The 23,478-nt window shown below is 55.8% G+C and carries 23 protein-coding genes; 12 read left to right on the forward strand and 11 right to left on the reverse strand.

Features of this window, described 5'->3' with window-relative positions; genetic code table 11:
- Positions 1-6: 6 nt before the first annotated feature.
- The 7 genes from argR to acs all read right to left on the reverse strand — a co-directional run bounded on the left by argR (position 7) and on the right by acs (position 8,030).
- Positions 7-987 carry a transcriptional regulator ArgR gene (argR, locus tag ACA061_RS20010; protein WP_042560546.1) on the reverse strand — a complete coding sequence of 327 codons (981 nt, stop codon included), beginning with the start codon at positions 985-987 and terminating at the stop codon, positions 7-9.
- A gap of 244 nt (positions 988-1,231) precedes the next feature.
- On the reverse strand, positions 1,232-1,996 hold the full coding sequence (locus ACA061_RS20015) for an ABC transporter ATP-binding protein (RefSeq protein ID WP_003227281.1): 765 nt from the start codon (positions 1,994-1,996) through the stop codon (positions 1,232-1,234).
- A 27-nt stretch (positions 1,997-2,023) separates the two neighbouring features.
- Positions 2,024-3,136, reverse strand: coding sequence for a M14 family metallopeptidase (locus ACA061_RS20020; RefSeq protein WP_497299899.1), 1,113 nt, complete (start codon positions 3,134-3,136; stop codon positions 2,024-2,026).
- Between the two features lies 1 nt (position 3,137).
- Positions 3,138-3,836 carry an ABC transporter permease gene (locus ACA061_RS20025; RefSeq protein ID WP_042560548.1) on the reverse strand — a complete coding sequence of 233 codons (699 nt, stop codon included), beginning with the start codon at positions 3,834-3,836 and terminating at the stop codon, positions 3,138-3,140.
- Positions 3,833-4,522, reverse strand: coding sequence for an ABC transporter permease (locus tag ACA061_RS20030; RefSeq protein WP_007912702.1), 690 nt, complete (start codon positions 4,520-4,522; stop codon positions 3,833-3,835). Before ACA061_RS20030 ends, ACA061_RS20025 begins: the two co-directional genes overlap by 4 nt.
- 91 nt (positions 4,523-4,613) lie before the next feature.
- Positions 4,614-5,387, reverse strand: a complete 774-nt coding sequence (locus ACA061_RS20035; RefSeq protein WP_497299900.1) for an ABC transporter substrate-binding protein — start codon at positions 5,385-5,387, stop codon at positions 4,614-4,616.
- A 687-nt stretch (positions 5,388-6,074) separates the two neighbouring features.
- A complete protein-coding gene (gene acs / locus ACA061_RS20040) occupies positions 6,075-8,030 on the reverse strand; it encodes an acetate--CoA ligase (protein WP_150604288.1) in 1,956 nt (651 codons plus the stop codon).
- A 444-nt stretch (positions 8,031-8,474) separates the two neighbouring features.
- On the opposite strand from acs, the gene ACA061_RS20045 reads away from it, so the two are divergent.
- The 6 genes from ACA061_RS20045 (at position 8,475) to ACA061_RS20070 (ending at position 14,960) form a co-directional block, all read left to right on the forward strand.
- The gene (locus ACA061_RS20045) at positions 8,475-8,735 is read left to right on the forward strand and encodes a DUF2790 domain-containing protein (RefSeq protein WP_008084846.1); all 261 of its coding nucleotides are present in this window, start codon (positions 8,475-8,477) and stop codon (positions 8,733-8,735) included.
- A 551-nt stretch (positions 8,736-9,286) separates the two neighbouring features.
- Positions 9,287-10,537, forward strand: a complete 1,251-nt coding sequence (locus ACA061_RS20050; protein WP_150604290.1) for a ribonucleotide-diphosphate reductase subunit beta — start codon at positions 9,287-9,289, stop codon at positions 10,535-10,537.
- A 102-nt stretch (positions 10,538-10,639) separates the two neighbouring features.
- On the forward strand, positions 10,640-11,974 hold the full coding sequence (locus ACA061_RS20055) for a KAP family P-loop NTPase fold protein (protein WP_497299901.1): 1,335 nt from the start codon (positions 10,640-10,642) through the stop codon (positions 11,972-11,974).
- Positions 11,975-12,359: 385 nt separating this feature from the next.
- Positions 12,360-12,893, forward strand: a complete 534-nt coding sequence (locus ACA061_RS20060) for a BRO-N domain-containing protein (protein WP_497299903.1) — start codon at positions 12,360-12,362, stop codon at positions 12,891-12,893.
- Between the two features lie 113 nt (positions 12,894-13,006).
- Positions 13,007-13,720 carry an HNH endonuclease gene (locus ACA061_RS20065; RefSeq protein ID WP_497299904.1) on the forward strand — a complete coding sequence of 238 codons (714 nt, stop codon included), beginning with the start codon at positions 13,007-13,009 and terminating at the stop codon, positions 13,718-13,720.
- A 250-nt stretch (positions 13,721-13,970) separates the two neighbouring features.
- The gene (locus tag ACA061_RS20070) at positions 13,971-14,960 is read left to right on the forward strand and encodes a hypothetical protein (protein ID WP_497299905.1); all 990 of its coding nucleotides are present in this window, start codon (positions 13,971-13,973) and stop codon (positions 14,958-14,960) included.
- Positions 14,961-14,963: 3 nt separating this feature from the next.
- Here ACA061_RS20070 and ACA061_RS20075 read toward each other — a convergent pair whose 3' ends face one another.
- The 3 genes from ACA061_RS20075 to ACA061_RS20085 all read right to left on the reverse strand — a co-directional run bounded on the left by ACA061_RS20075 (position 14,964) and on the right by ACA061_RS20085 (position 17,831).
- Positions 14,964-16,160 (reverse strand): hypothetical protein, encoded by a 1,197-nt coding sequence (locus ACA061_RS20075; RefSeq protein ID WP_497299906.1) that lies wholly within the window; start codon positions 16,158-16,160, stop codon positions 14,964-14,966.
- A 132-nt stretch (positions 16,161-16,292) separates the two neighbouring features.
- Entirely contained in the window at positions 16,293-16,967 is a 675-nt protein-coding gene (locus ACA061_RS20080; protein WP_497299907.1) for a DUF6933 domain-containing protein, read from the reverse strand.
- Positions 16,968-17,015: 48 nt separating this feature from the next.
- A complete protein-coding gene (locus ACA061_RS20085) occupies positions 17,016-17,831 on the reverse strand; it encodes a sulfite exporter TauE/SafE family protein (protein ID WP_497299908.1) in 816 nt (271 codons plus the stop codon).
- A 112-nt stretch (positions 17,832-17,943) separates the two neighbouring features.
- Between ACA061_RS20085 and ACA061_RS20090 the strand changes: the two genes are divergently transcribed.
- From ACA061_RS20090 to ACA061_RS20105, 4 genes are read left to right on the forward strand one after another with little or no spacing between them, the layout of a single operon-like run.
- Positions 17,944-18,744: an AraC family transcriptional regulator gene (locus ACA061_RS20090; RefSeq protein ID WP_497299909.1), complete on the forward strand. Its 801-nt coding sequence runs from the start codon at positions 17,944-17,946 to the stop codon at positions 18,742-18,744.
- Between the two features lie 60 nt (positions 18,745-18,804).
- Positions 18,805-19,122 (forward strand): helix-turn-helix domain-containing protein, encoded by a 318-nt coding sequence (locus ACA061_RS20095; protein ID WP_497299910.1) that lies wholly within the window; start codon positions 18,805-18,807, stop codon positions 19,120-19,122.
- 42 nt (positions 19,123-19,164) lie between these two features.
- Positions 19,165-19,533 carry a type II toxin-antitoxin system RelE/ParE family toxin gene (locus ACA061_RS20100; protein ID WP_497299911.1) on the forward strand — a complete coding sequence of 123 codons (369 nt, stop codon included), beginning with the start codon at positions 19,165-19,167 and terminating at the stop codon, positions 19,531-19,533.
- Positions 19,520-19,840 (forward strand): helix-turn-helix domain-containing protein, encoded by a 321-nt coding sequence (locus ACA061_RS20105; RefSeq protein WP_497299912.1) that lies wholly within the window; start codon positions 19,520-19,522, stop codon positions 19,838-19,840. Before ACA061_RS20100 ends, ACA061_RS20105 begins: the two co-directional genes overlap by 14 nt.
- 10 nt (positions 19,841-19,850) lie before the next feature.
- Here ACA061_RS20105 and ACA061_RS20110 read toward each other — a convergent pair whose 3' ends face one another.
- On the reverse strand, positions 19,851-20,906 hold the full coding sequence (locus ACA061_RS20110) for an MBL fold metallo-hydrolase (protein WP_497299913.1): 1,056 nt from the start codon (positions 20,904-20,906) through the stop codon (positions 19,851-19,853).
- A 217-nt stretch (positions 20,907-21,123) separates the two neighbouring features.
- On the opposite strand from ACA061_RS20110, the gene ACA061_RS20115 reads away from it, so the two are divergent.
- Positions 21,124-21,732: a TetR/AcrR family transcriptional regulator gene (locus ACA061_RS20115; protein WP_497299914.1), complete on the forward strand. Its 609-nt coding sequence runs from the start codon at positions 21,124-21,126 to the stop codon at positions 21,730-21,732.
- 303 nt (positions 21,733-22,035) lie between these two features.
- Positions 22,036-23,355, forward strand: coding sequence for a methyl-accepting chemotaxis protein (locus tag ACA061_RS20120; protein WP_497299915.1), 1,320 nt, complete (start codon positions 22,036-22,038; stop codon positions 23,353-23,355).
- Positions 23,356-23,478 lie beyond the last annotated feature (123 nt).

Genomic DNA, 23,478 nt, shown 5'->3' on the forward strand with positions numbered 1-23,478 from the left:
GGACGGTTAGCCGCGCTCTGACGGCACCGACGACAATTCAAACGGGCTGCTGCTGCGCCGCTGGTTGCGATCTTCCCGCGGCGTGGCACCGAAGAAGTTGCGGTAGGCGCTGGAAAAGTGCGGCCCCGAAGAGAAGCCACACGACAGGCCGATCTGGATGATCGACTTGCTGGTCTGCATCAACATTTGCCGGGCCTTGTTCAGGCGCAGTTCCAGGTAGTACTGGCTCGGCACGCGGTTGAGGTATTGCTTGAAGATCCGCTCGAGTTGCCGACGGGACACGCACACATGCTGGGCGATCTCGTCGGTGGTCAGCGGTTCTTCAATGTTGGCTTCCATCAGCAACACGGCTTGCGTGAGCTTTGGATGACTGGAGCCGAGGCGATTCTGCAACGGAATGCGCTGACGCTCGCCGCCCTCGCGGATGCGCTCGACCACCAGTTCTTCCGAAACGGCACCGGCCAACTCTGCACCGTGATCACGGGCCAGCAATGCCAGCAGCAGATCGAGCACGGACATGCCGCCGCACGCGGTCAGGCGATCACGATCCCAATCGAACAGATGGCTGGTAGCGATGACCTTCGGAAAGCGCTCGGCGAAATCGTCCTGCCAACGCCAGTGAACCGCGGCGCGGTAACCGTCGAGCAAACCCATTTGCGCCAACGGATACACACCGGCGGACAAACCACCAATCACGCAACCGGCACGCACCAGTTGCTTGAGCGCACTGCTGAGTGCCGGGGCCAGGGTCGTCGGCGGCTCGTCGGCGACCAGAAACAGTTTCTGGAAGTTTTCCAGCTTGCCGGCCCAGGGTTCGCCGGGTAATTGCCAGGCGCCGTCGCTCGGCGGCTCGGCCTGCAAGAACGACAGTTCGTAGACCACGTCCGGATGCACACGCTGGGCAACACGCAAGGCCTCCTCCGCCAGCGCCAGCGTCAACGCTTTAGTGCTGGGCCAAATCAGGAAACCAATTCGATGGGCAGTCATGGGTGGGCGATCCGAAACGAACAACGGTGATGAAGGCATGGGCCAATGCTAGCCCGTAAATGAACGTAAATCCTGAAACTGCGCAGATCAAATGTAGGAGTGAGCCTGCTCGCGATGGCGGTGTAACAGTCAACATGATTGCTGTTTGAACCACCGCGATCGCGAGCAGGCTCACTCCTACAAGGGATTTGCCTCGGTCTCTAGGTCGCGAAGCATGACCTAATATGGTGCATAACAGCAGCGATTACTTGAGGCTACCCGACAAGAATTGCTGCAGACGTTCCGATTGCGGATTGACCAGCACTTCGCGCGGGTTACCGCTCTCCTCGACAACACCTTTGTGCAGAAACACCAACTGGTTCGACACTTCACGGGCGAAGCCCATTTCGTGGGTGACCACCACCATGGTGCGGCCTTCCTGAGCCAGCGCCTGCATTACCTTCAACACGTCGCCGACCAGTTCCGGGTCGAGCGCCGAGGTCGGTTCGTCGAACAGCATCACTTCCGGCTCCATCGCCAGCGCACGGGCAATCGCCACACGCTGCTGCTCGCCACCGGACATGTGTCCCGGGAACGCGTCTTTGCGATGCGCCACGCCAACCTTGTTCAGGTAGTGCTCGGCTTTCTCGCGGGCTTCGGCCTTGGAGACGCCGAGCACATGCACTGGCGCTTCCATGATGTTTTCCAGCGCGGTCATGTGCGACCACAGGTTGAAATGCTGGAACACCATCGACAGGCGTGAACGCATGCGTTGCAGCTGTTTCGGATCAGCGGCTTTGAGCGCGCCGTCCTTGTTGGCGACCAGTTTCAGCTCTTCGTTGTTGAGCAGAATTTTGCCCGCGTGCGGCTGCTCGAGCAGGTTGATGCAGCGCAGGAAAGTACTTTTGCCGGAGCCACTGGAGCCGATGATGCTGATCACATCGCCGGCTGCCGCTTTCAGGGAAACACCCTTGAGCACTTCGTGACTGCCATAGCGTTTATGCAGGTCTTGGACTTCAAGTTTGTACATGCGGTCGGTTCTCACAAAAACAGTCAGTCAGTCGTTGAGCAAGCGCCCGTGACGCAGCGCTTCGCGCCCCGCCACCTTGGCCAGCCAGAAACCGGGTTGGGCATAGCGCAGCCGTTCAATGGCAAACAGCACCCCGGACGTACCAGCACATACCGTGCTGACCCGATCGGACACAGGGTCGATCACTTCAAAAATCTCGTCACCGGCTTCAACCCACTCGCCGGGTTTACGCAGAAAACTCACTACGCCCGGGTGGGGCGCGAACAGCAATTGTGTGCCTTCAAACGGCATGCCTTCGCACGCTTCGTGCGCCGCATTCGGCCACTCGCCGGTAATCAAACCTTGCTCGGCGAGGAACGCCAGAATGCCTTCAGCATACCCCTCGGCCTCGGCTCGGCCGGTGTCGGCCTGCCCGCCCAGCTCAATCGTCGTCGCCAGGCACGCCAATGGAATCTGCGCATCGGGGAACTGCCGCGACAGACGCAACCACGGCAGCGAACACGCTTCGTCGAAGGAGCTGCCGCCGGAATCTTCCGCCAGCAAGCCAACCTTCACATTCAAGTGCGCGGCCAGCGAACGCCACTGCGGCCAGTGCTGCGGCAGCGCATACATGTGCAGCGCGGCTTCGGCGTCGCAGTGCAAGTCGAGCACCACATCAGCGGTGCAGGCATGGCTGAGCAAGACGCGTTGCATGCCTTGCAACTGGCTGCTCGCCGCAGGCAACGCCGCCAGATGATCAGCCATCGCCTGACGGATCAGGCGAACGTTGGCGTGTGGATCATCACCAAGGCTGTCGGCCAAAGCTGCCGCAACCGGCGCGCTCAACTCAACGAAATCACGGTTGAAGTTCTTGCCACTGCCCGCCTCGAAACGGCCCTGGTGATTGCCTTGCAGCAATTGCCCGAGACCCAGTGGATTGGCCACCGGCACCAGTTCGATCACGCCGTTGAGAAAGCCCTTGGCTTCGAGTTCGCCGAGGCGCTTTTTCAGCTCCCACGCGGTGCGCATGCCGGGCAATTCGTCAGCGTGCAGGCTGGCCTGAATGTAGGCCTTGCGCTCGCCTTTGCCGAAGCGGAACACCGAAATCTTGCGCTCGCTGCCCAGATGGCTCCACGGTAATACGTGATCGATGCGTTCCATATCAGTGCTTCCGCGGGGCCAGGTAGCTCAGCCAGCGGCGCTCGGCCAGCTTGAACAGCTTCACCAGAATGAAGGTCAGGCACAGGTAGAACACGCCAGCGGTGATGTACGCCTCGAACGGCAGATAGAACTGCGCGTTGACGGTACGCGCCGCACCGGTAATGTCGATCAGGGTCACGATGGACGCCAGACTGGTGGTCTGCAGCATCATGATCACTTCGTTGCTGTACTGCGGCAACGCCCGGCGCAGAGCCGACGGCAACAGGATGCGTTTGTACAGTTTGAAGCGCGACATGCCCATGGCCTTGGCCGCTTCGATCTCACCGTTCGGCGTTGCCTTGAGGCTGCCGGCGATGATTTCAGCGGTGTAGGCGCTGGTGTTGACCGCGAATGCCAGACACGCACAGAACGTTGCGCTGGACAGCCACGGCCAGAGGAAGCTTTCACGTACGGCCTCGAACTGCGCCAGACCGTAGTAGATCAAAAACAGCTGCACCAGCATCGGCGTGCCGCGAATCACGTAGGTGTAGAGCCACGCGGCGCCGTTGACGACCGGGTTCTTCGAGACGCGCATCAGGCCCAGTGGCAACGCCGCCAGCAAACCGAAAAACAGCGAAAACGCGAGTAATTTGAGGGTGGTCACCAGGCCGCCGAAGTACAGCGGCAGAGCCTCCCAGATGACGTTGTAGTCGAAGATCATAGATCAGCCGCCCTTACGCCTACCGAGTAGCGCTTCTCAAGTTGACGCAGTATCAGCAACGACACGCTGGTGATGACCAGGTACATCGCCGCCACTGCAAGGAAGAAGGTGAAAGGCTCGCGGGTGGCATCCGCCGCCTGCTTGGCCTTGAACATCATGTCTTGCAGACCGACCACGGAAATCAGCGCGGTGGCCTTGGTCAGTACCAGCCAGTTGTTGGTGAAGCCCGGAATCGCCAGACGAATCATCTGCGGCACCATCACCCGGAAAAACACCTGAAAACTGCTCATGCCGTACGCCATGCCCGCTTCGGCCTGGCCTTTGGGAATGGCCATGAACGCACCACGGAAAGTTTCCGACAGGTACGCACCGAAGATGAAACCGAGGGTGCCGATACCGGCGGCCAGCGGATTCAAATCGATGTAATCGTCATAGCCCAGCATCGGCGCGACGCGGTTGAGCAAGTCCTGACCACCGTAGAAGATCAGCAGGATCAGCACCAGGTCGGGAATGCCGCGGATCACCGTGGAATACAGATCGCCCAGCCAGGCCAGCCAGCGCACCGGCGACAGGCGCAACGCGACACCGATCAGCCCGAGAACGATGGCCAGGGCCATGGAAGACAAGGCGAGCTGAAGCGTCAGCCATGCGCCATCGAGGATGACAGCCCCGTAGCCTTTCAACATGATTCAGGTCCTCGAAAGTTGGGATGAAAAAATGGCGCAAACCTCAGAGATCCTGTTGCTTGCGCCATTTCGGACTTGTCGCAGAGACGTCTTACTTGCCGTAGATATCGAAGGCGAAGTACTTGTCCTGGATTGCTTTGTATTTGCCGTTGTCACGGATGGCCGTGATAGCGGTGTTGATCTTGTCTTTCAGGGCATCGCCCTTGCGCACTGCGATGCCTACGCCGTCGCCGAAGTATTTGACGTCGGTGAAGGCCGGGCCAACGAAGGCGAAACCTTTGCCAGCGTCGGTTTTCAGGAAGCCGTCATCCAGCAGGGTTGCGTCAGCCACGGTGCCGTCGAGGCGACCGGCGGCCACGTCGAGGTAGATCTCGTTCTGCGAACCGTACGGCTTGATCTCGGCACCCAGCGGGGCCAGGACTTCGCGGGCGAAGCGCTCGTGGATCGAACCACGTTGCACGCCGATGTTCTTGCCCTTGAGCTCAGCCAGACCTTCGCTGACCTGAGTACCGGCCTTCATGACCAGACGAGCCGGGGTGTTGTAGTACTTGTTGGTGAAGTCCACGGACTTCTTGCGATCTTCAGTGATCGACATGGACGACAGAATCGCGTCGATCTTGCGCACTTTCAGTGCCGGGATCAGACCGTCGAACTCTTGCTCGACCCATACGCACTTGACCTTCATTTCTTCGCACAGGGCGTTGCCGATGTCGTAGTCGAAACCGACGATGCTGCCGTCCGGCGACTTCGACGCGAACGGAGGGTAAGCCGCTTCGATACCGATTTTCAGAGGTTTTTCATCTGCGAAGGAATTCAGCGACAGCACGGACAGTGCCAGGGCGCCAAGCAGCACAAGTTTCTTCATCTTGGGACTCCATCGGTAAAGGGCAAAAACGGCAGAGTGAGCGACAGCCCAATATGCGAATGGGTGAAACGGGAAATCGGTTGCTGCATCGGTGGGAAATTTCCCATTGAAACCGTCGCAGGTTTCAACGTTAGCCACGATGAGCGGGTGATCGGCATTCTAACGACAGGCCCGAAGCCGATATTTCTTCAATGCGACAACTAATTACAGATGCACAGAGAAACCCGCTTGAGCACATTGACAGCCCTGCAATTTCATGCAAGAGCGAACGATTGTGAACCGATCTATGCTGCAAATTGCGGGCCTATTATTCGCAAACCCTTCTAATCCGGCAAGCGCAGCGTTATGTCTTATTTTTCACCGGGTGCTTTAGGGCTCTAAAACGGGGCGATGCGTTTCCCTTTGCCCCGGTTTGGCGCAAGCGGTTACACATTCGGTTACGTGGATCTGACCCGGTAACAGTGGGAAAAGTCTTACGGGGGAGATCGATAATTATTGGCTGGGTGATTCAGAATCAAAAGATCGCAGCCTTCGGCAGCTCCTACATTGATCGCGTTGCCGCCCATTTCGCGGATGAACGCTGAACCTGTAGGAGCTGCCGAAGGCTGCGATCTTTTGATCTTGCCTCCACAAAAAAGCCCCGCCCGGCAAAACCGGACAGGGCTTTCTGCTTTTCAGACCTGCTACTTAAGCAACATTCATGGTCTTGTGCGTATCAATCAAATGCTGCACCACTCCCGGATCAGCCAGGGTCGAAATATCGCCCAACCCGTCATATTCAGCGGTAGCAATCTTGCGCAGAATCCGGCGCATGATCTTGCCCGAACGGGTCTTCGGCAAACCCGGCGCCCACTGGATCACGTCCGGCGAAGCAATCGGCCCGATCTCTTTACGCACCCAGTTTTTCAATTCCAGACGCAACTGCTCGGTCGGTTCCTCGCCATTCTTCAACGTGACATAAACATAAATGCCCTGCCCCTTGATGTCGTGAGGCACACCGACCACCGCTGCTTCAGCGACTTTAGGGTGAGCAACCATTGCGCTTTCGATCTCAGCCGTGCCCATGCGGTGGCCAGACACGTTGAGCACGTCATCCACGCGCCCGGTGATCCAGTAGTAACCATCAGCATCACGACGTGCGCCGTCACCGGTGAAGTACATGCCGCGGAACGTCTTGAAGTAGGTGTCGACGAAGCGGTCATGATCGCCATACAGCGTACGTGCCTGACCCGGCCACGAATCGAGAATTACCAGATTGCCTTCGGCCTCGCCCTCGATAATGTTGCCAAGGTTGTCGACCAGCGCCGGCACCACACCAAAGAACGGACGCGCTGCCGAACCCGGCTTCAGCGCATGCGCACCCGGCAACGGGCTCATCATGTTGCCGCCCGTTTCGGTCTGCCACCAGGTATCAACGATCGGGCAACGCGACTTGCCGACATTCTTGTAGTACCAGTCCCAAGCTTCCGGGTTGATCGGCTCGCCCACCGAACCCAGCAGACGCAGGCTGCTGCCATCAGCGCCTTCAACGGCTGCCTGACCCGAGGCCATCATCGCGCGGATCGCGGTTGGTGCGGTGTAGAGGATGTTGACCTTGTGCTTGTCGACGATCTTCGCCACCCGGGTGATGTCCGGATAGTTCGGCACGCCTTCGAACAGCAACGTGGTCGCGCCATTGGCCAGCGGACCGTAGACGATGTAGCTGTGGCCGGTAACCCAGCCGACGTCGGCGGTGCACCAGTAAACTTCGCCCGGGCGATAGTCGAACACGCGCTCGTGGGTCATCGCCGCGTACAGCAAGTAACCGCCAGTGGTGTGCTGCACGCCCTTCGGCTTGCCGGTCGAGCCGGAGGTATAAAGGATGAACAGCGCTTCTTCAGCGCCCATCTCTTTCGGCGCGCAAACGGTGCCCGCCACTTTCATCAGGTCTTCGTACCAAATGTCGCGATGCTGGTTCCACTTGATGTCGCCACCAGTGCGCTTGCACACGATGACTTTCTGGATGCTGCTGGTTTCCGGATTGGTCAGCGCGTCGTCGACGTTGGCCTTGAGCGGGATCTTCTTGCCGGCACGGATGCCTTCGTCGGCGGTGATCACCACTTTCGATTTGCAGTCGATGATGCGACCGGCCAGTGCTTCCGGCGAGAAACCGCCGAACACCACCGAGTGAATCGCGCCGATCCGGGTGCAGGCCAGCATGGCGACCACGGCTTCGGGAATCATCGGCATGTAAATGGTCACCACGTCGCCGCGGTGTACGTCCTGGCCACGCAGGGCGTTGGCGAGTTTGCACACTTGCTCGTGCAGTTCGCGGTAGGTGATGTTGCGGCTCTCGGCCGGGTCGTCGCCTTCCCAAATGATCGCGATTTGATCGCCGCGCTCGGCCAGATGACGGTCGAGGCAGTTGTAGGAAACGTTCAGCGTACCGTCGGCGAACCACTTGATGTCGACATGGTGATCGTCGAACGACGTCTGTTTCACCGTGGTGAAAGGTTTGATCCAGTCGAGACGCTTGGCTTGCTCGCGCCAGAAACCGTCAGGGTTGACGACCGACTGCTGGTACATGGCTTTGTAGGTCGCCTCGTCAGTCAGCGTGTTAGCCAGAACCTCGGGACGAACGGGATACAGAGAAGCCGCACTCATCTTTCCTACCTCGGTGTAATAGTTGTTTTTGTATGACCCTGTTGTAACGGGGCGGGGGCCATAGAACCATTCGACGATGGTAGTAACAAGCCCTCGCCCCCCCCACCACACCCCCTGTAGGAGCTGCCGAAGGCTGCGATCTTTTGATCTTGCTCCTGAAAGGCAAAAGATCGCAGCCTTCGGCAGCTCCTACAGGGGAATCGCGGTGGCTTTCAGCGATTGTTACCAAATCTGCCAAAAGTGTTTATCAAAACCCCCTCTGTTTACCCCTGCCCTACCTCCCTAAAATTCACCTCGCCAACAAGGCAAAGCGATTAACAACGTTACAGCCCCCACGAAGGCCGTTAATCCAGTTCTCCAAGTAATGCATCAACTACTCAAGCTCCACACGCAACCCCAAAAAGGTTGCGTGACCCCACTCGACCTCAAAAAGGTAACTTTGAAATGAAAGCTTTATTGGTTCTGGCCCTCAGCAGTCTGTGCGCAACCGCCATGGCAGACGAGGTCCCGACTGATGTCGCACAGCAACAACCGGTCATCGAGGAATACACTTACTCGACTCACCTGGACATCGCCAACGTTGTATCGATGAGCGAGATTCCAAATGTCTGCGAAGTAGTACCGGCGAAAATGGAGTACGACGACTCCAAAGGTCAGCGTCATATCCTGCGTTACAGCGTGATGGGCAACGGCTGCACCAATTGATGATTGAGACTGCACCGAATTGAACCGTTCAGCGCAACATCGAGGGTCAATTCCAGCCCGACTTCGGTCGGGCTCAGTTGTGTCTGAGAGTGCTCAAAAGGCTTGCAAAACACTAGATGTAGTAAAAACCGTGCTTTTTTGCTCGTTTTTTGACCAAATCGACATTCGCGAGATATTTCCGAAAAAAAATCTTCGCCCGGCAAAGCCCCATAAACCCTCGCTCTGACCGAAAAACCGCCCCTCTCGGCCGTTCTGTGAGCCGATTCGCCGCACCACGCGCGTGAAAATTTCCCTATAATGCCGCCCTATAGCGGGCCTGCAATATCCCCTTACAGGGAGAACAGCCAGTCTGAAGCCCCGCAGCAGCGTCCAACGTTGCCTGCGCCCATCAGAGGCTCTCGGAACCCCGTACAAATTTCTGTTTGATGCCTGCGTATAGCTGCTGCAAAAAACGATTCCTTTAGATCCAATGCGGCCAGTACGGCCGTGTGAAAAACCAACCTTTCAGTTTTCACACGGGCATCTGGCCCTCACGCAGGAGACGACACGTCATGCTGAGCTGGGACGAATTCGACAAAGAAGACAGTGAAGTAGCCGTGGCAAAAGGCGCAAACGCCGGCCACGCCACTGAAGCCAACATGGACCGCCTCGACAGCGCCGGCGGTGCCGCCGCCCTCGAAGCACGCGCCGTGACGGCCAGTGACTCGGCTGCCGTGGCCCGCGCCAAGGCTGCACTGAACTCCCTCGACGTCGCCGAAGGCCTCGCCGAACTCGAAGGCGCCTCCGCCCGCGTCGCCGTTGACGAAAAGCGCATGATCAACTGCCGCGCCGACCTCAACCAACTCGTGCCATTCAAGTACGACTGGGCCTGGCAGAAGTATCTGGACGGTTGCGCAAACCACTGGATGCCGCAAGAAGTCAACATGACCGCCGACATCGCCCTCTGGAAAGACCCGGAAGGCCTGACCGACGACGAGCGCCGCATCGTCATGCGCAACCTCGGCTTCTTCTCCACCGCCGACTCCCTGGTTGCCAACAACCTGGTGCTGGCCGTGTACCGCCTGATCACCAACCCGGAATGCCGCCAGTACATCCTGCGCCAAGCGTTCGAAGAGGCGATCCACACCCACGCCTACCAGTACTGCATCGAATCGCTGGCCATGGATGAAGGCGAGATCTTCAACATGTACCACGAGATCCCATCGGTCGCGAAAAAAGCCACGTGGGGCCTGAAATACACCCGCTCGATCTCCGATCCGAAGTTCGAAACCGGCACCGTCGAAACCGACAAAGAGCTGCTGCGCAACCTGATCGCCTACTACTGCGTTCTGGAAGGCATCTTCTTCTACTGCGGCTTCACCCAGATCCTCTCCATGGGCCGCCGCAACAAAATGACCGGCGTCGCCGAGCAGTTCCAGTACATCCTGCGCGACGAATCCATGCACCTGAACTTCGGCATCGACGTGATCAACCAGATCAAAATCGAAAACCCACACCTGTGGGATGCCGAAATGAAGGAAGAAGCGACCCAGATGATCCTGCAGGGTACGCAGCTGGAGATCGAATACGCCCGCGACACCATGCCTCGCGGCGTACTGGGCATGAACGCGGCGATGATGGAGGACTACCTGAAGTTCATCGCTAACCGTCGTTTGTCGCAGATTGGTTTGAAAGAAGAGTACCCAGGGACGACTAACCCGTTCCCTTGGATGAGCGAGATTATGGACTTGAAGAAAGAGAAGAATTTCTTTGAGACTCGGGTTATTGAGTATCAGACTGGTGGTGCGTTGAGCTGGGATTGATCTAGCCCGCACTATTTAGAAAAAACCCGCGCAAGCGGGTTTTTTTTCAAAACCACTTCTACAATATAGGGGCAATCACAAAATTTAAATAGGAGTCACCTAATGCTTTTAAAAATGCCGGAAATTGATAAAAAAAAGATCACTGGCTTCACATCAGATATTGATATTTTTGGACGAAAGCCATTAGGTGATGCGATATGCAGCCTACTCGAAAGTACAACGGAAGATTTAGTGCTTGGCTTGGACGGACAGTGGGGAGAAGGAAAGAGCACTTTCGCACTTATGTTATCCGCCCATTTCAGCCAGGAGAAAAACGTTCACACAATATATTTTGACGCATTTAAAAACGACTACCAAAAAGATGCTTTCTTAGCAATCGCGAGCGAAATCCAACAGCTTCTTGAGCGAGAATCGACAAAACCTAAAGCAGAGTACAAAGATTCCCTAATCAAAGCATCTAAAGCAATTACAAGGGGTGCAATTAAAATTGGAATTCGCACTCTATCAGCAGGCTTACTTGATGAAACGCTACTAGACAACCTAGGCACTGCCGATAAAGTAGGGGAGGAAATATCCGACGGCTTTGACAAGGCATTAGCAGCTAGACTGGACGAAGCGAAATCTGACAAAGCCTCTTTAGACACTTTTAAAACAGTACTAGAGAACCACATAGCTGATTTAGGAGAAGGAAAGCCATTAGTATTCATTATTGATGAACTAGATCGATGCCGGCCCGACTTCTGCTTAGAGATCATCGAACAAATCAAACACTTGTTCAGCGTAAAAAATCTAAAATTTATTCTTATCACGAACAAATCACAACTCCACGCTTCGATCCAAAAACGATATGGCACGAATATAAATGCGCACTCGTACCTCCAAAAATTTGTCGATTTGTGGATCGAACTACCCAGACAAGAGACTGAATACGCCAGCCATACGGAAACCTACTTCAATCATCTAATTAAAAGCATCACCAAAGAAGATGAAGCGTTACCCAACAGCCTAGCTCTTGACACTTTGAAAAATCTATTCATAACTAACAGAACGAGCTATCGAGGCATCCAAAAGACAGTCTCCTACTTTTCTATTTTCCACAATACTTCCAACAGTACTCGCTACTACGATTATTACCAAACCGCGATTGCACTTTGCTGTTTCAGCAAAGCTGAAAGGCCAGATCTGATCGATACAATACTCAGCCGCATCGATTATCAAACAACAATGGCTTCGCTATTTCCATTCCGAAACAAAACCGGCCACCGATCAGACTACACCCAAGACTACACTCAAGCCCTACTTAAGTACCTAGTATCGAATGAGGCAGAACAACAAGCCATGATACAAAACAGAGAGATCTCTACCGACTTCGGGCGAATGGTTCCCAAAGACATGTTTAAAAATATCAACAGTACTTTAAACTTATTTTCACACTAACAAATCCCTCCCTTAAATTTATATAATTTTAAGGGTAATAGTACTCTTGACCATTTCATTTCCACACAATATTCTCCACACCTGGTGCCTAAGAAACACCTCACACAGCGGACTCACCGCACCCGACAGTCGCGGCTTTTTTGTGCCTACGGTTTCCCCGTGCGCATCAAAAAACTCTGTTATGCCGGGAGTGGGCGAATACAAGACCCGAAAGGGGAATATGTCCGGCCCTCTGTGTGGGGTTTCTTAGCTCCCGGCACCCAGCCCTAAGAAAGCTGACATCACACAGAGGTAAAGGATATGCCTAAAAATGTCTCCTTCGGTACGAAGGTAATTTGCTTCAACCGCACCGCCACCTGCAAGCTTCCAGTTCTGGAGGCTTACCATGTCTGATTCTCACACCCCCACACTCTTCACCCGCCACAACCTCTCTCTCCACACCCTCCTCCTTGAAAACCAACCATGGTTCTGCGCCCGCGATATCGGCCGTTTGATGGGTGTCCATCTGAGCGAGCGTATGGTCAACAAACTGGACAAGGATCAGCGGCGCGTTTTGTGGATTGAGTATTTCCGGCAACCCGAAAAGCAACTGATGCTCAGCGAGTCCGGTGTGTACGCACTATTGGTGTATCACTACGTTCCAGGGAATCGGTTGTTGCGTGAGTGGTTGACTCATCAGGTGGTGCCGGCCTTGCGCGATGCGGAACATTTGGGAAATTCAGATCGGCCGATGTTGAGTTTGTTGGATTGGCCGGAGATGTCGTTGAGTCTGCTGCATTGGCAGAACGAAGGTTGGATTCGGCTGCGGGATATGCCCTATCTGTTGAGCGATCAGAAACCAAGAAAAGCGATTGCGACGAAGTCTTGGTGGCGAAGGCTCGCTCACGCGTTTCAGTCGTCGAAGCATTCGATGGGTTAGAGATCACTCTGTAGGACCTCGCGAGATCCATCTCTATTTTCTGTAGGAATTTTCGTAGACAGCAGTAATGGCCACTCAGTATCGTCCGAGGGTTTTCAACCCTCGGCGATTGTATGGACACGGATAAAAGTAACAGCGATTGGAGTGAGGTCGAGATTCAGGCGGCAGTCGATGCCTATCTCAAGATGCTTGCACGCGAGCAGAGCGGCCAGAAATTCGTCAAGACTGAGGAAAATCGCATTTTGCGTGAAGGCCCATTAGCCGGTCGGACTAAGGGCTCTGTTGAGTTTCGGATGCAGAACATATCTACCGTGCTGGTCGAAATGGGTAGAACGCGCATTGAAGGCTACAAACCGGCCAAGAATGTTGGCGCGAATGTAGCGCGCAGCATTCGTATGGCGCTTGATGCTTCCACTGTTCTGACACTTGAAGATTCCGATCCAACGGCGGACGAAGCATTGCTTGAGCAACGCGCGGCTAAATTTGAGCGAAAGCAATTTGATTACGTCCCCAAAGGAATAAAAACACCTATCCAAACGACTTCCACTAGAAAGGTTTACTTTCGCGATCCTGAATTGAGGGGCTGGGTTCGTCAGCAAGCCGATGGCAAGTGCGAAGGTTGTGGCAAAGCGGCGCCATTTGAAAAGGATGGGAAACCGTTTTTAGAAGTGCATCACGTCAAGCACCTGTCGCAAAAGGGATCGGACCTTGACACGAATGTTGTGGCGTTGTGTCCCAACTGTCACCAACGTTGCCACCATTCGGACGACAGAGCGGAATTCACTGCTTGGCTTTATGACAACGTTGGAAGACTCGAAAAGGAATAATTGCAGTTTGTCTGGCTAACCTCATTTGCTGGATTTGGGGCAGCTTCGCTGCCCATCGGGGATAAATCCCCTCACCACAATTCAAGGTGTTGCTGCTGGGTGGGTGTCTGGATTCAAGATTAGGTTGATCCCACCAATCGCCAGCAGGCTGCCTCCTACAGATTCCGCATCATCCTGAAAACAATCAGTGCAACCCGCGCCGCCTCCCGCTATTAATACCCCTCCCCCACTCAAGGATCCGAGCCCCACCATGAAATTCGATCTCGCCTACTGCCTCAGCCTCGACGACAAGTTGTCGATCTATGACGTTCGCGATCTCAATTTCGACGAGACGGTGGCGTTCGATTCCGCCAAAGAACATTTCCAGTGCCCCAACGATGCTTGTCGTTCGGCGTTCGAGGCTTCCAACGAGCTGGGCACGTTCAACGCCAAGAACGTAAATTACGTGCGCACGCCGCACTTCAAGAATTTGCCGACTACCCAGCATGTAGCGGGTTGTCCGTATGTGAGTTTGAAAGCTTCAGCGTCTGGCGTTGAGACAGCGGATGGCGAGGTGGATGACGGGCGTGAGGAACATTTCCCATCAGAGCTGTTGCTGACCCGCCGTGAGTATGTGCGTAAGGCTGCCGCGCCAGCGGTAGAAGCGGATGTGTTGCGCGATGATCCGGTTCGGGTAGCGGCGGACAGTGCTAAAGAGTCTGCAAATCGTGAGTCGGCGCCGGACAAGACCAGTGTATTTGCGCATCCGGTGGAGTGTTTTGTCTCGAACTTCGCGGACAAGGAATTGCTCAAGCGCATGCCGTTGAAGGTCGGTGAGCATTCGGCGCCGTACAGTTCGTTCTTCAAGAAGATTGAGTATCTGACGGACAACAAGGGGCTGATTTATTGGGGGCGGATCAAGAAGATTGAGGATTTCCACAGTGGCGCCAGTTTTCGTATCGATTTCGTGGACAAGGTCTGGTTCAAGAAGCCCGAGGACAGCAAGAAGAAGCCGTATCCAATCAGTGTTTATCTGAACAAGAAGCTGATCGACAACTACCGCAAGCGCAAGGCGTTTCTGGAAGAGATCAAGCACGCTGCTGATAGCGACAAGGCGTTGTTCTGTTTCTTCTATGGCGTGACGCCGGAGTTGAAGCAGGTGCCGGGCAAGAAGAACCCCGAAAAGCCTTTCGAGGTCTTCAATGCCAATATCGAGAACCTGGATCACTTCATTATTCGTGAAGCACCGGGTCTGGAGTGACGGTTAACCCTGAGGCAGTTGCAGTTTGACGGCGCCGGGGTGTTGTTTGACTAGCGAGTACGGCAGGATCGACCAGTCGGGTGAATCGCAGGCGCGTTCTACGCGGGCGAAGTACGCGCCCAGGTACAGACCTTTTTCGGTGAAGTGCCAGTTGGAATAGCTCCAGTTGTCTTCATTGGTGAAGTCGCAGCTGTCTTCATCACCCTCCGCCGGTTTCTTCATTTCATCCGGGTACAGCGCGGTGAGTTGTTTGACCAGCCATGGTTTGAATACTTCGCGCTGATACTTTGAGCGCGCCGCGTCTTCGGCCTCAGTCAATGGCTGGTCACCGCCTCTGTAACGATCGGCGTGAAGGATTGGCTGCCCCTCGCCCACCCAGAGCACGTCCTCGAGCGACAACGGATGCCCGGTTTTCACATCGATGTTAAGTGGGGAATCGCCGAAGTCTGGATGTGCGCCGCCGCAGTCGTAGCTGGTGGAAATGTTCAGGCTGATCACACTGGGCGATATGAATGTCGGGGTGACGTCCTGGAGGAATTCGGCATAGCCGCGACCGCGCAACTGGCAACCGTAGTAACTGATGGCCTCGTCCCACAAGCGCCCGAGCAACTGCTGGTTAACCCGTTGCAGATCTTCTTTGGGCAGACCGGATTCGATGCTGAACATGGACATCTTGGTATCAGGCTCTTCCCACCATTGCAGGGTGTAGCCCATGAAGTCCTGTTTTTTACCGGGTTTGAGTTTCAGGCCCTGAAGGCGTAGGTATTCGTAAGGCTCGCTCTTGGGCAACTTGGCGATGTAAGGCAATGCATTCGCTGGCACTTCGGGAAGTGGCGTATCGGTGACCAGTACGGGCAGTTTTTTGCCTTTCGGGTTTTGCCATTCGCCCTTCCAGCCGCCATCAATCTGTTGCAGTTTGAGGGTCGGTAACGGCTTGTCCGGCTCCATACGATTGCTGCCCTCTGTCAGCACCAGAACGTCGTTTTTCAACGTGCCGTTGAGTTCCAGATCGCGGTGGAATTTCTCGTAGAAGTAGCGACCGGTGACTTGCTCCGGGTCACTGGTGTCGACTTCGAACACGATCGGCATTTTGCCCAACGTGCCGGTGAATACCAGCCGGTTATCTTCGGCGTGCGCGGTGGAAATCAGTGTGAACAGCGCAGCGGCGTATGGCGCCAGGCGCAGCAGTCCCTTGAGCATGGATCGATCCCTGAATGAGTCGGTGGTTGCGCCTGAGGTTTGCACACCGGCGCGCAGAAAGTCGGGGCGGATTATGGCGAGGCTAAACCAGAGAATCGAGTGCAACCGCACATTTCGGCCTCACCCTGGCGCTTAATGAAAAGCTTCGATCTCTCGCCACGCCACCAGACGCCGCTCCAAGGCACTTTCGATACCCGACTCATTAACAGCGCAATATTCACGTAACCAGTGAGCGACCATTTCAACATTCGGCCAGTACATATCTTTCTGACCTTTGCTGCGTCTGGGCGTGTCATTCATCGCGGCATCGAAACCAATGGCTGCACGTTCATCTTGTGGTAAACAGCCCCACTCAGTTGCACTGCCCTGGAAATACCAGGCGATTTCATCAATGTGTTTTTGTGCGCTGCGATGGCTGCGTCGATAAAACCTGTACTCGCGACAGCCTTGATCCATACGCTCCGGCATGATGCCGGCATCGACCCAATCCATAAGACCGTGGTTGATCGCATCGCGGATCAACCCTTCACGCCAGCGATCTGCAAACCAGGCAACAAAACCTTCTGCGTCCGCCTTTTTCGCATCGGCGAAGACCATGCAGTAACGGGTTTTCACATGGATAACAAACACTACGTGCTTACGTTGCACAGTGACCGCATGGACTAGCCACTGCTCCACAGAACGGCTGGCCTCGTCATCTTCGATGGCCGGCGACGGTGGTTTGTTGTCCACCGGCGTAATCTTTTTGCCCTTATGGATGCGGCTAAAGAACTTGCTGGCAGCTTCGGTGCAATTGAAGATCAACATCCTGGTTCTCTGCTAAGACGGCTAACTTGAGCTGAGCCGAGTAATCACTTATCTGATCACCATACCCAGCATCACGACTATCAACAATCCAACATAAACCCACGCATGCACCCGATCCGGCATCCGCCCGATCCATCGCGTCGCCAATCGAATCCCCAGCAACGAACCCACCGTCAGCAACGCAAACGCCAGCAGATCCACATACCCGATGAACCACGGCCCGAGATCTGTCTCGCTGAAACCGGCCAGCGCCATGTACGTCAACGTTCCCGCCAGTGCCACCGGCACGCTCAACGGATTAGCCATGGACGTCGCCTGGGACATGCTCAAGCCGCAACGGCGCAGTAGCGGCACGGTCATGACGCTTCCTCCTACGCCAAGAAACGTCGCGATAGCGCCAATGCCTACACCGCCGCCGGACGTTTCCACCCTGCCTAATCGGCGTGGGACTGCGCCTTCGGTGTGTGTGAGAAATCCGCGTCGCAGCAGGCAATCAACAATGGTTACACCGAGGTAGGCGATGAACGCATAGCGGATCACTTCGCCGCTGACCCACACCGCCGCTACCGCGCCGATGATCGCGCCCAATCCGATGAACCCGCCCAACGGCCACAGGTAATCCCGAATGAGATTGCCGACGCGGCGGTGTTTGTCGGTGGCGATCAGTGCGTTGACGATCATCACGCAGGTCGAAGTGGCGACGGCGATGTGCATCGCTGACTGGCCGATGGGGTCGTCGGCGCCGTGGCTGGCGGTGAGCATTCGGTAAAGCAGCGGCACAACGACGAAGCCGCCACCGAATCCAAAGAGCACCGCGGTGACGCCGGTCAGGCAGCCGAAGAGTGTCAGCAGGAGATAGAACATGGTGCGTCGTCCGGTTGTGGGGAGCGGTCGACGATAAGGCGACAGGGCTTGGCCTGCTTCAGCAAGTCAGCCAATAATGTTTGCGTTTACGCCAACCACTGAGCACCACTTGATGCGCAACGTTTCGATCAATCTGCTGGATGACACGCCGCGCCCGGTGGTGGCGATCGGTACGGATTATTCCCACGGCCATCTGTTGCCATTTCATACGCATCGTCGAGCGCAATTGCTCTATGGCGCGACGGGAGTGATGCAGGTCAGCACCCATGACGGCAACTGGGTGGTGCCGCCACAACGGGCAGTGTGGATTCCGCCGGGAGTGGCGCATGAGGTGTTGATGCTTGGGGTGAGCACTCGCAGTTTGTACATCGAACCGGGTGCGGTTGATTTGGGCGAGCGTTGTCAGGTGATCGATGTGTCACCGCTGATGCGCCATCTGCTCATGGAAGCGGTGGAGATTCCGCTGGCCTACGACCCGAGTGGGCGCGACGGTGCGCTTATCGATTTATTGCTGCATGAACTCGTGCGCAGTGCGCCATTGCCCTTGCACATTCCTTTACCGACTGACGGAAAACTACTCGCGCTGTGTCAGAACTTTCTGCATCAGCCCAACGCCCACCAGTCGCCACAACAGTGGGCCGACCAGTTACACATAAGCTTACGCACCTTCAACAGAGTGTTTCGCCAGCAGACCGGGATGAGCTTCAGCCAATGGCGGCAAAGGGCCTGCGTGGTGCTCGCGTTGGCACGGTTGGCGGCGGGTGAAGCGGTGACGCGAATAGCCCTGGACTTCGGTTATGAGAGCCCGGCAGCGTTCTCGACAATGTTCCGGCGCATCCTCGGTCAGCCACCGTCCGTCTGGTTGGCGGCGACAAATCAGGCCAAATCTAAAAATGCGTTTGATCCCGGCTGAAAACAACTGTACAAAAACACAGTACATTTTCAATCAGCACTCTTGAGCCCGGAGCACACCATGGCCTCTCTTGCGATGAACCACATCCTCGAACGCATTGCCCTTTTCCAGTTCACCCCGACGCACTGCGTGCAGGCCAGAGTAATGCTGGGCTGGAGCGTGGAACAGCTATCGCGAGAGGCTGAAGTTTCGGTAGGCGACATTCAACGGTTTGAAGCGCAGCAAGAGGTGGCGGATGCGGCACGTCTGGCGTTGGCGTACCGGTTTGAGTCGCGGGGGCTGGTGTTCTTTCCCGGGTTTGCGCCGGGACGTAGTGCGAGTTTGAACGGGGTGGCTGCGGAATCAGTGGGGCGTGGGGATTTTGCGATGGCTGATTGAAAAGACGAGTTGATCTTTATTCCTATATAGGTATATTTTCGCATGAGTGCAAGGAAGCCACTCTTGTGGGTCTGCAATAGTAAAAAAGATCTCAAGCAGATGCCCACAGAAGTACAGGATGTTTTTGGTTACGCACTGGACTTGGCCCAAAGAGGCCTGAAGCCCCCAGATGCAAAACCCCTGAAAGGGTTTGGAGGTGCAGGTGTTCTGGAGTTGATGGAAGACTTTGATACCAATACCTACCGCGCCATTTATACGGTTCGTTTCGGCAGTGCCATTTACGTTTTGCACTGTTTTCAGAAGAAGTCAGCGAGTGGGATTAAAACAGCCCAACCCGACATTGAGCTGATCCGAAGCAGACTTCGAGCCGCTCAGGATCACGCGAAAGGATCAGGAAATGATAGAAATTGAAGAAGGCAGCGGGAACGTCTACCAGGATCTCGACTTGCCTGATGCCAGCGAAATGCAGGTCAAGGCACAACTCGCTTCGAAAATCAGTGAAATCATCAAAGCTCGCCATCTAACTCAAATTCAGGCGTCTGAAATTTTGGGGCTTTCTCAACCCAAGCTTTCCGAAATGCTACGCGGTAAATTTCGCGGCATCAGTGAGGCGAAAATGATGGAGTGTCTTTCGCACCTCGGGCGAGACGTACAGATCGTGGTCAAACCGGCCCCCCGTTCACGAAAAGAGGGCCGAATTGAAGTGGTATTTGCTTAACCTGAAATCGTTAAGCGTTCTGCACTACCCCCTCACTCTCCCCTTCAACCCCCAACCACCAGGCATTCCCACGCTGCGGTTGAGCGATGTTAAACGCTTCCCCCATCTGCGGCGTGGTAATCGAAACGCTGCGCTCCCAGGCCAGCGCCAGAATCCGGTCGAACGGTTCATGCCACGCATGCATCGCCAGGTCAAAAGTGCCGTTGTGGATCGGGAATAGCCAGCGGCCTTTCAGGTCGATGTGGGCTTGCAGGGTTTGTTCGGGTTGCATGTGCACGTGGGGCCATTCGACGTTGTAGGCGCCGGTTTCCATCAAGGTCAGGTCGAACGGGCCGAACTGTTCGCCGATGCGTTTGAAGCCGTCGAAGTAGCCGCTGTCGCCGCTGAAGAAGATGCGTGTGTCGCCGTCGATCATCACCCATGACGCCCACAAGGTGCTGTTGCCGTCGAACAGGCCACGACCGGAAAAGTGCTGCGACGGCGTGGCGATGAAGCGGACACCGGCGATTTCAGTACCTTGCCACCAGTCGAACTGGCGCACCTTGTTCGCGTGAATGCCCCACTTGATGAGCGTGTCGCCGACGCCCAGCGGGGTCAGGAACAGATTGGTTTTGACCGCCAGCCTGAGCACCGCCTCGTAATCGAGGTGGTCGTAATGGTTGTGCGACAGGATCACTGCCTCGATCGGTGGCAACTGGTCGAGGCTGATCGGTGGTTGGTGGAAACGCTTCGGGCCGGCCCATTGCACGGGCGAGGCGCGTTCAGCGAAGACCGGGTCGGTGATCCAGAATTTGTCCTGCATCTTCAGCAACAGGGTCGAGTGACCGAGGCGATAGACGCTGTGGTTTGGCGCTGCCAGCAGATCTTCACGGGTCAGCGGTTGCACCGGTATTGCCGCGGCAGGTCGGGTGTTGTGGGGTTTGTGGAAGATCATGTTCCACATGATCCGCAGCATTTTGCGCAAGCCTTCGCGTTGCACCGGCGCATGATTGCGGAACAGCCCTTGGTCCTGTCGAGAGGCTTCAGGCGTGGATGTTTTATCCGGAACGGAAACTGGATTGGCCATGACTGAGTGACTCCAGAAAACCCGCGCTATTCACGGTTTTCCTCGGTGGGACGATAAATGGCCAAAGCACGCACGCATCAGCCGAACTGTCTGGTTTTTAGGTTACGAGGATTAACGCAACATTACACCGATCGGTGTAGTTTCCTAGGTTGCATCAAAGTCGATGACAAGTAAACTGCCAAGTGTAATTTCATCTCTCACCTGCCGAAGCGTACTTATGACAGCTCCACAGCGCCTCACCGACCGCAAACGGGAAGCCATTATCCAAGCGGCGATTGCCGAATTCCGTGCCAACGGTTTCGAGATCACCAGCATGGACAAAATCGCGGCGACTGCCGGTGTGTCGAAGCGCACTGTGTACAACCATTTCCCCAGCAAAGAAGAGCTTTTCGCCGAAATTCTCAACCAGCTGTGGGCCCGTATCACCGCCGAGCAAGTCATTACGTACAGCGCGAATCAGCCGTTGAGCGAGCAATTGCGGCAGATGTTTCTGGCCAAGTTGCAATTGATGGCCGACGACAATTTCCTCGGACTTGCACGCGTGGCGATTGCCGCGACCATCCACTCTCCAGAGCGTGCGCAGGATATGGTCGCGCGCATGGGGGAGCGGGAGGAAGGCCTGACGGTGTGGATTCGTGCCGCTCAGGCTGATGGCCGGTTGAAACCCGTGGATGCAGATTTTGCTGCGCAACAGGTGCACGGATTGCTGAAGTCATTCGGCTTCTGGCCGCAGATTTCCATGGGCCAGCCGCCGCTTGATGCCGAGAGACAGAACACCGTCGCGGCATCGGCGCTGGAGATGTTTCTGGCGCACTATCAGCGCTAGATCGACCTTCCCCTGCAACAGCACAACAGCTGATCGACATCGATCATTTCAAGCTCATCAATGACAGCTACGGCATATCGACGGCGATGCCGTGCTGCAATAGTTGAATCGCGAACCGGCATCTGAGCACATTCGTACAATTTCGAAACAGCAGTTTCTTGTACAGAACCTATAAGTCTGTATAAGATTCGTCGGCCAGCCTGGATGCTGGCACTTTGCAGCCAATGCCAATAACCCTCAGCTTGGCCTGCCCCGCGGAAACAGGGACAAAACCCAGTCTTTCCCTACTTCCAGGTATGCGCCATGTTCTTCAATCGCCACAAATCCGCCCTCGACGACCTTCAACAGACCCTCACTCAACAGAACGGCCTGCTCGATGCAATCAACCGCTCAATGGCGGTAATTGAGTTTGATCTCGACGCCGTCGTGTTGAGTGCCAACGACAACTTCCTCAAAACCATGGGTTACCGCGCCGAACAAGCGATCGGCCAACCCCATCGTCTGTTCTGCACGCCTGAGTTTGGCCGCAGTGCTCAGTACAGCGAGCTGTGGTCACGCCTGAAAAGAGGTGAGTTTCAGTCCGGCACGTTCGAACGCATCAATAGCAAAGGCGAGTCGGTCTGGCTTGAAGCCAGTTACAACCCGATCAAGGATGCCGCCGGACGCGTGGTGAAAGTGGTCAAGTACGCGATGGACGTCACGGCCAAGGTGCAGCAGGAAAGCGAGGCCAATGCCAAGTTGGAGGCGATCGACCGGGCGATGGCGGTGATTGAGTTCAACCTCGACGGCAGCATTATCACGGCCAACCAGAATTTTCTGACGCGCATGGGTTACACACTCGCCGAACTCAAAGGCAAACATCACCGTTTGTTCTGCACCTCGGAATTGGTCAACAGCAGCGCGTATCAGGATTTCTGGCGACGGTTGAATCAGGGGGAGTTCTTTCAGGGCCAGTTCGAACGCGTCGACAAGCGCGGCCAGACCGTTTGGCTGGAGGCCAATTACAACCCGGTTTACGACGCCTCCGGCCGCTTGTGCAAAGTGGTGAAATTCGCCTCGGACGTCACCGCTCGGGTCGAACAACATGAGCAAGACGCGCGCAGTGCCAGCGCCGCTTATCACATCTCGGTCGAGACGCGGAAAGTCGCCGAACAAGGCACTCAGGTCATTCAACAAGCGGCCAGCGAAATGCGCGAAATTGCTGAGGACATTGCCGCGTCTTCGACGTTGATCGCCCACCTGGGTGAACGCTCCGAGCAGATTACGGCCATCGTCAACACCATTCGCGCGATTGCTGACCAGACCAATTTGCTGGCGCTCAACGCTGCCATCGAAGCGGCGCGAGCCGGTGAACAGGGCCGTGGTTTTGCGGTGGTGGCCGATGAAGTCCGGCAACTGGCGGCGCGTACCAGCGGCTCCACAGCGGAAATTTCCAACATGATCGGTTTGATCCAGAGCGAAACCCGCCAGGCGATCAAGAGCATGGACGGCACCCGCGATCGCGCGGCCCAGGGCGTGGAACTGGCGGATCAGGCGGGTACGGTGATCTTGCAGATTCGTGATGGCGCCAGTGAAGCGGTGCAGGCGGTGAGCATGTTTGCCAATGAGCGGGCGCCGAATTGAGGGTTGTGCAGGGCTGATAGACCGGGTCGCGACCTTCGCGGGCAAGCCCGCTCCCACAGGGAATGAGTCAATCACACATGCTGTGTACGACTGCTGAACCTGTGTGGACTTGCCCGCGAAGAG

This window comes from Pseudomonas sp. LBUM1668, from assembly GCF_059695715.1.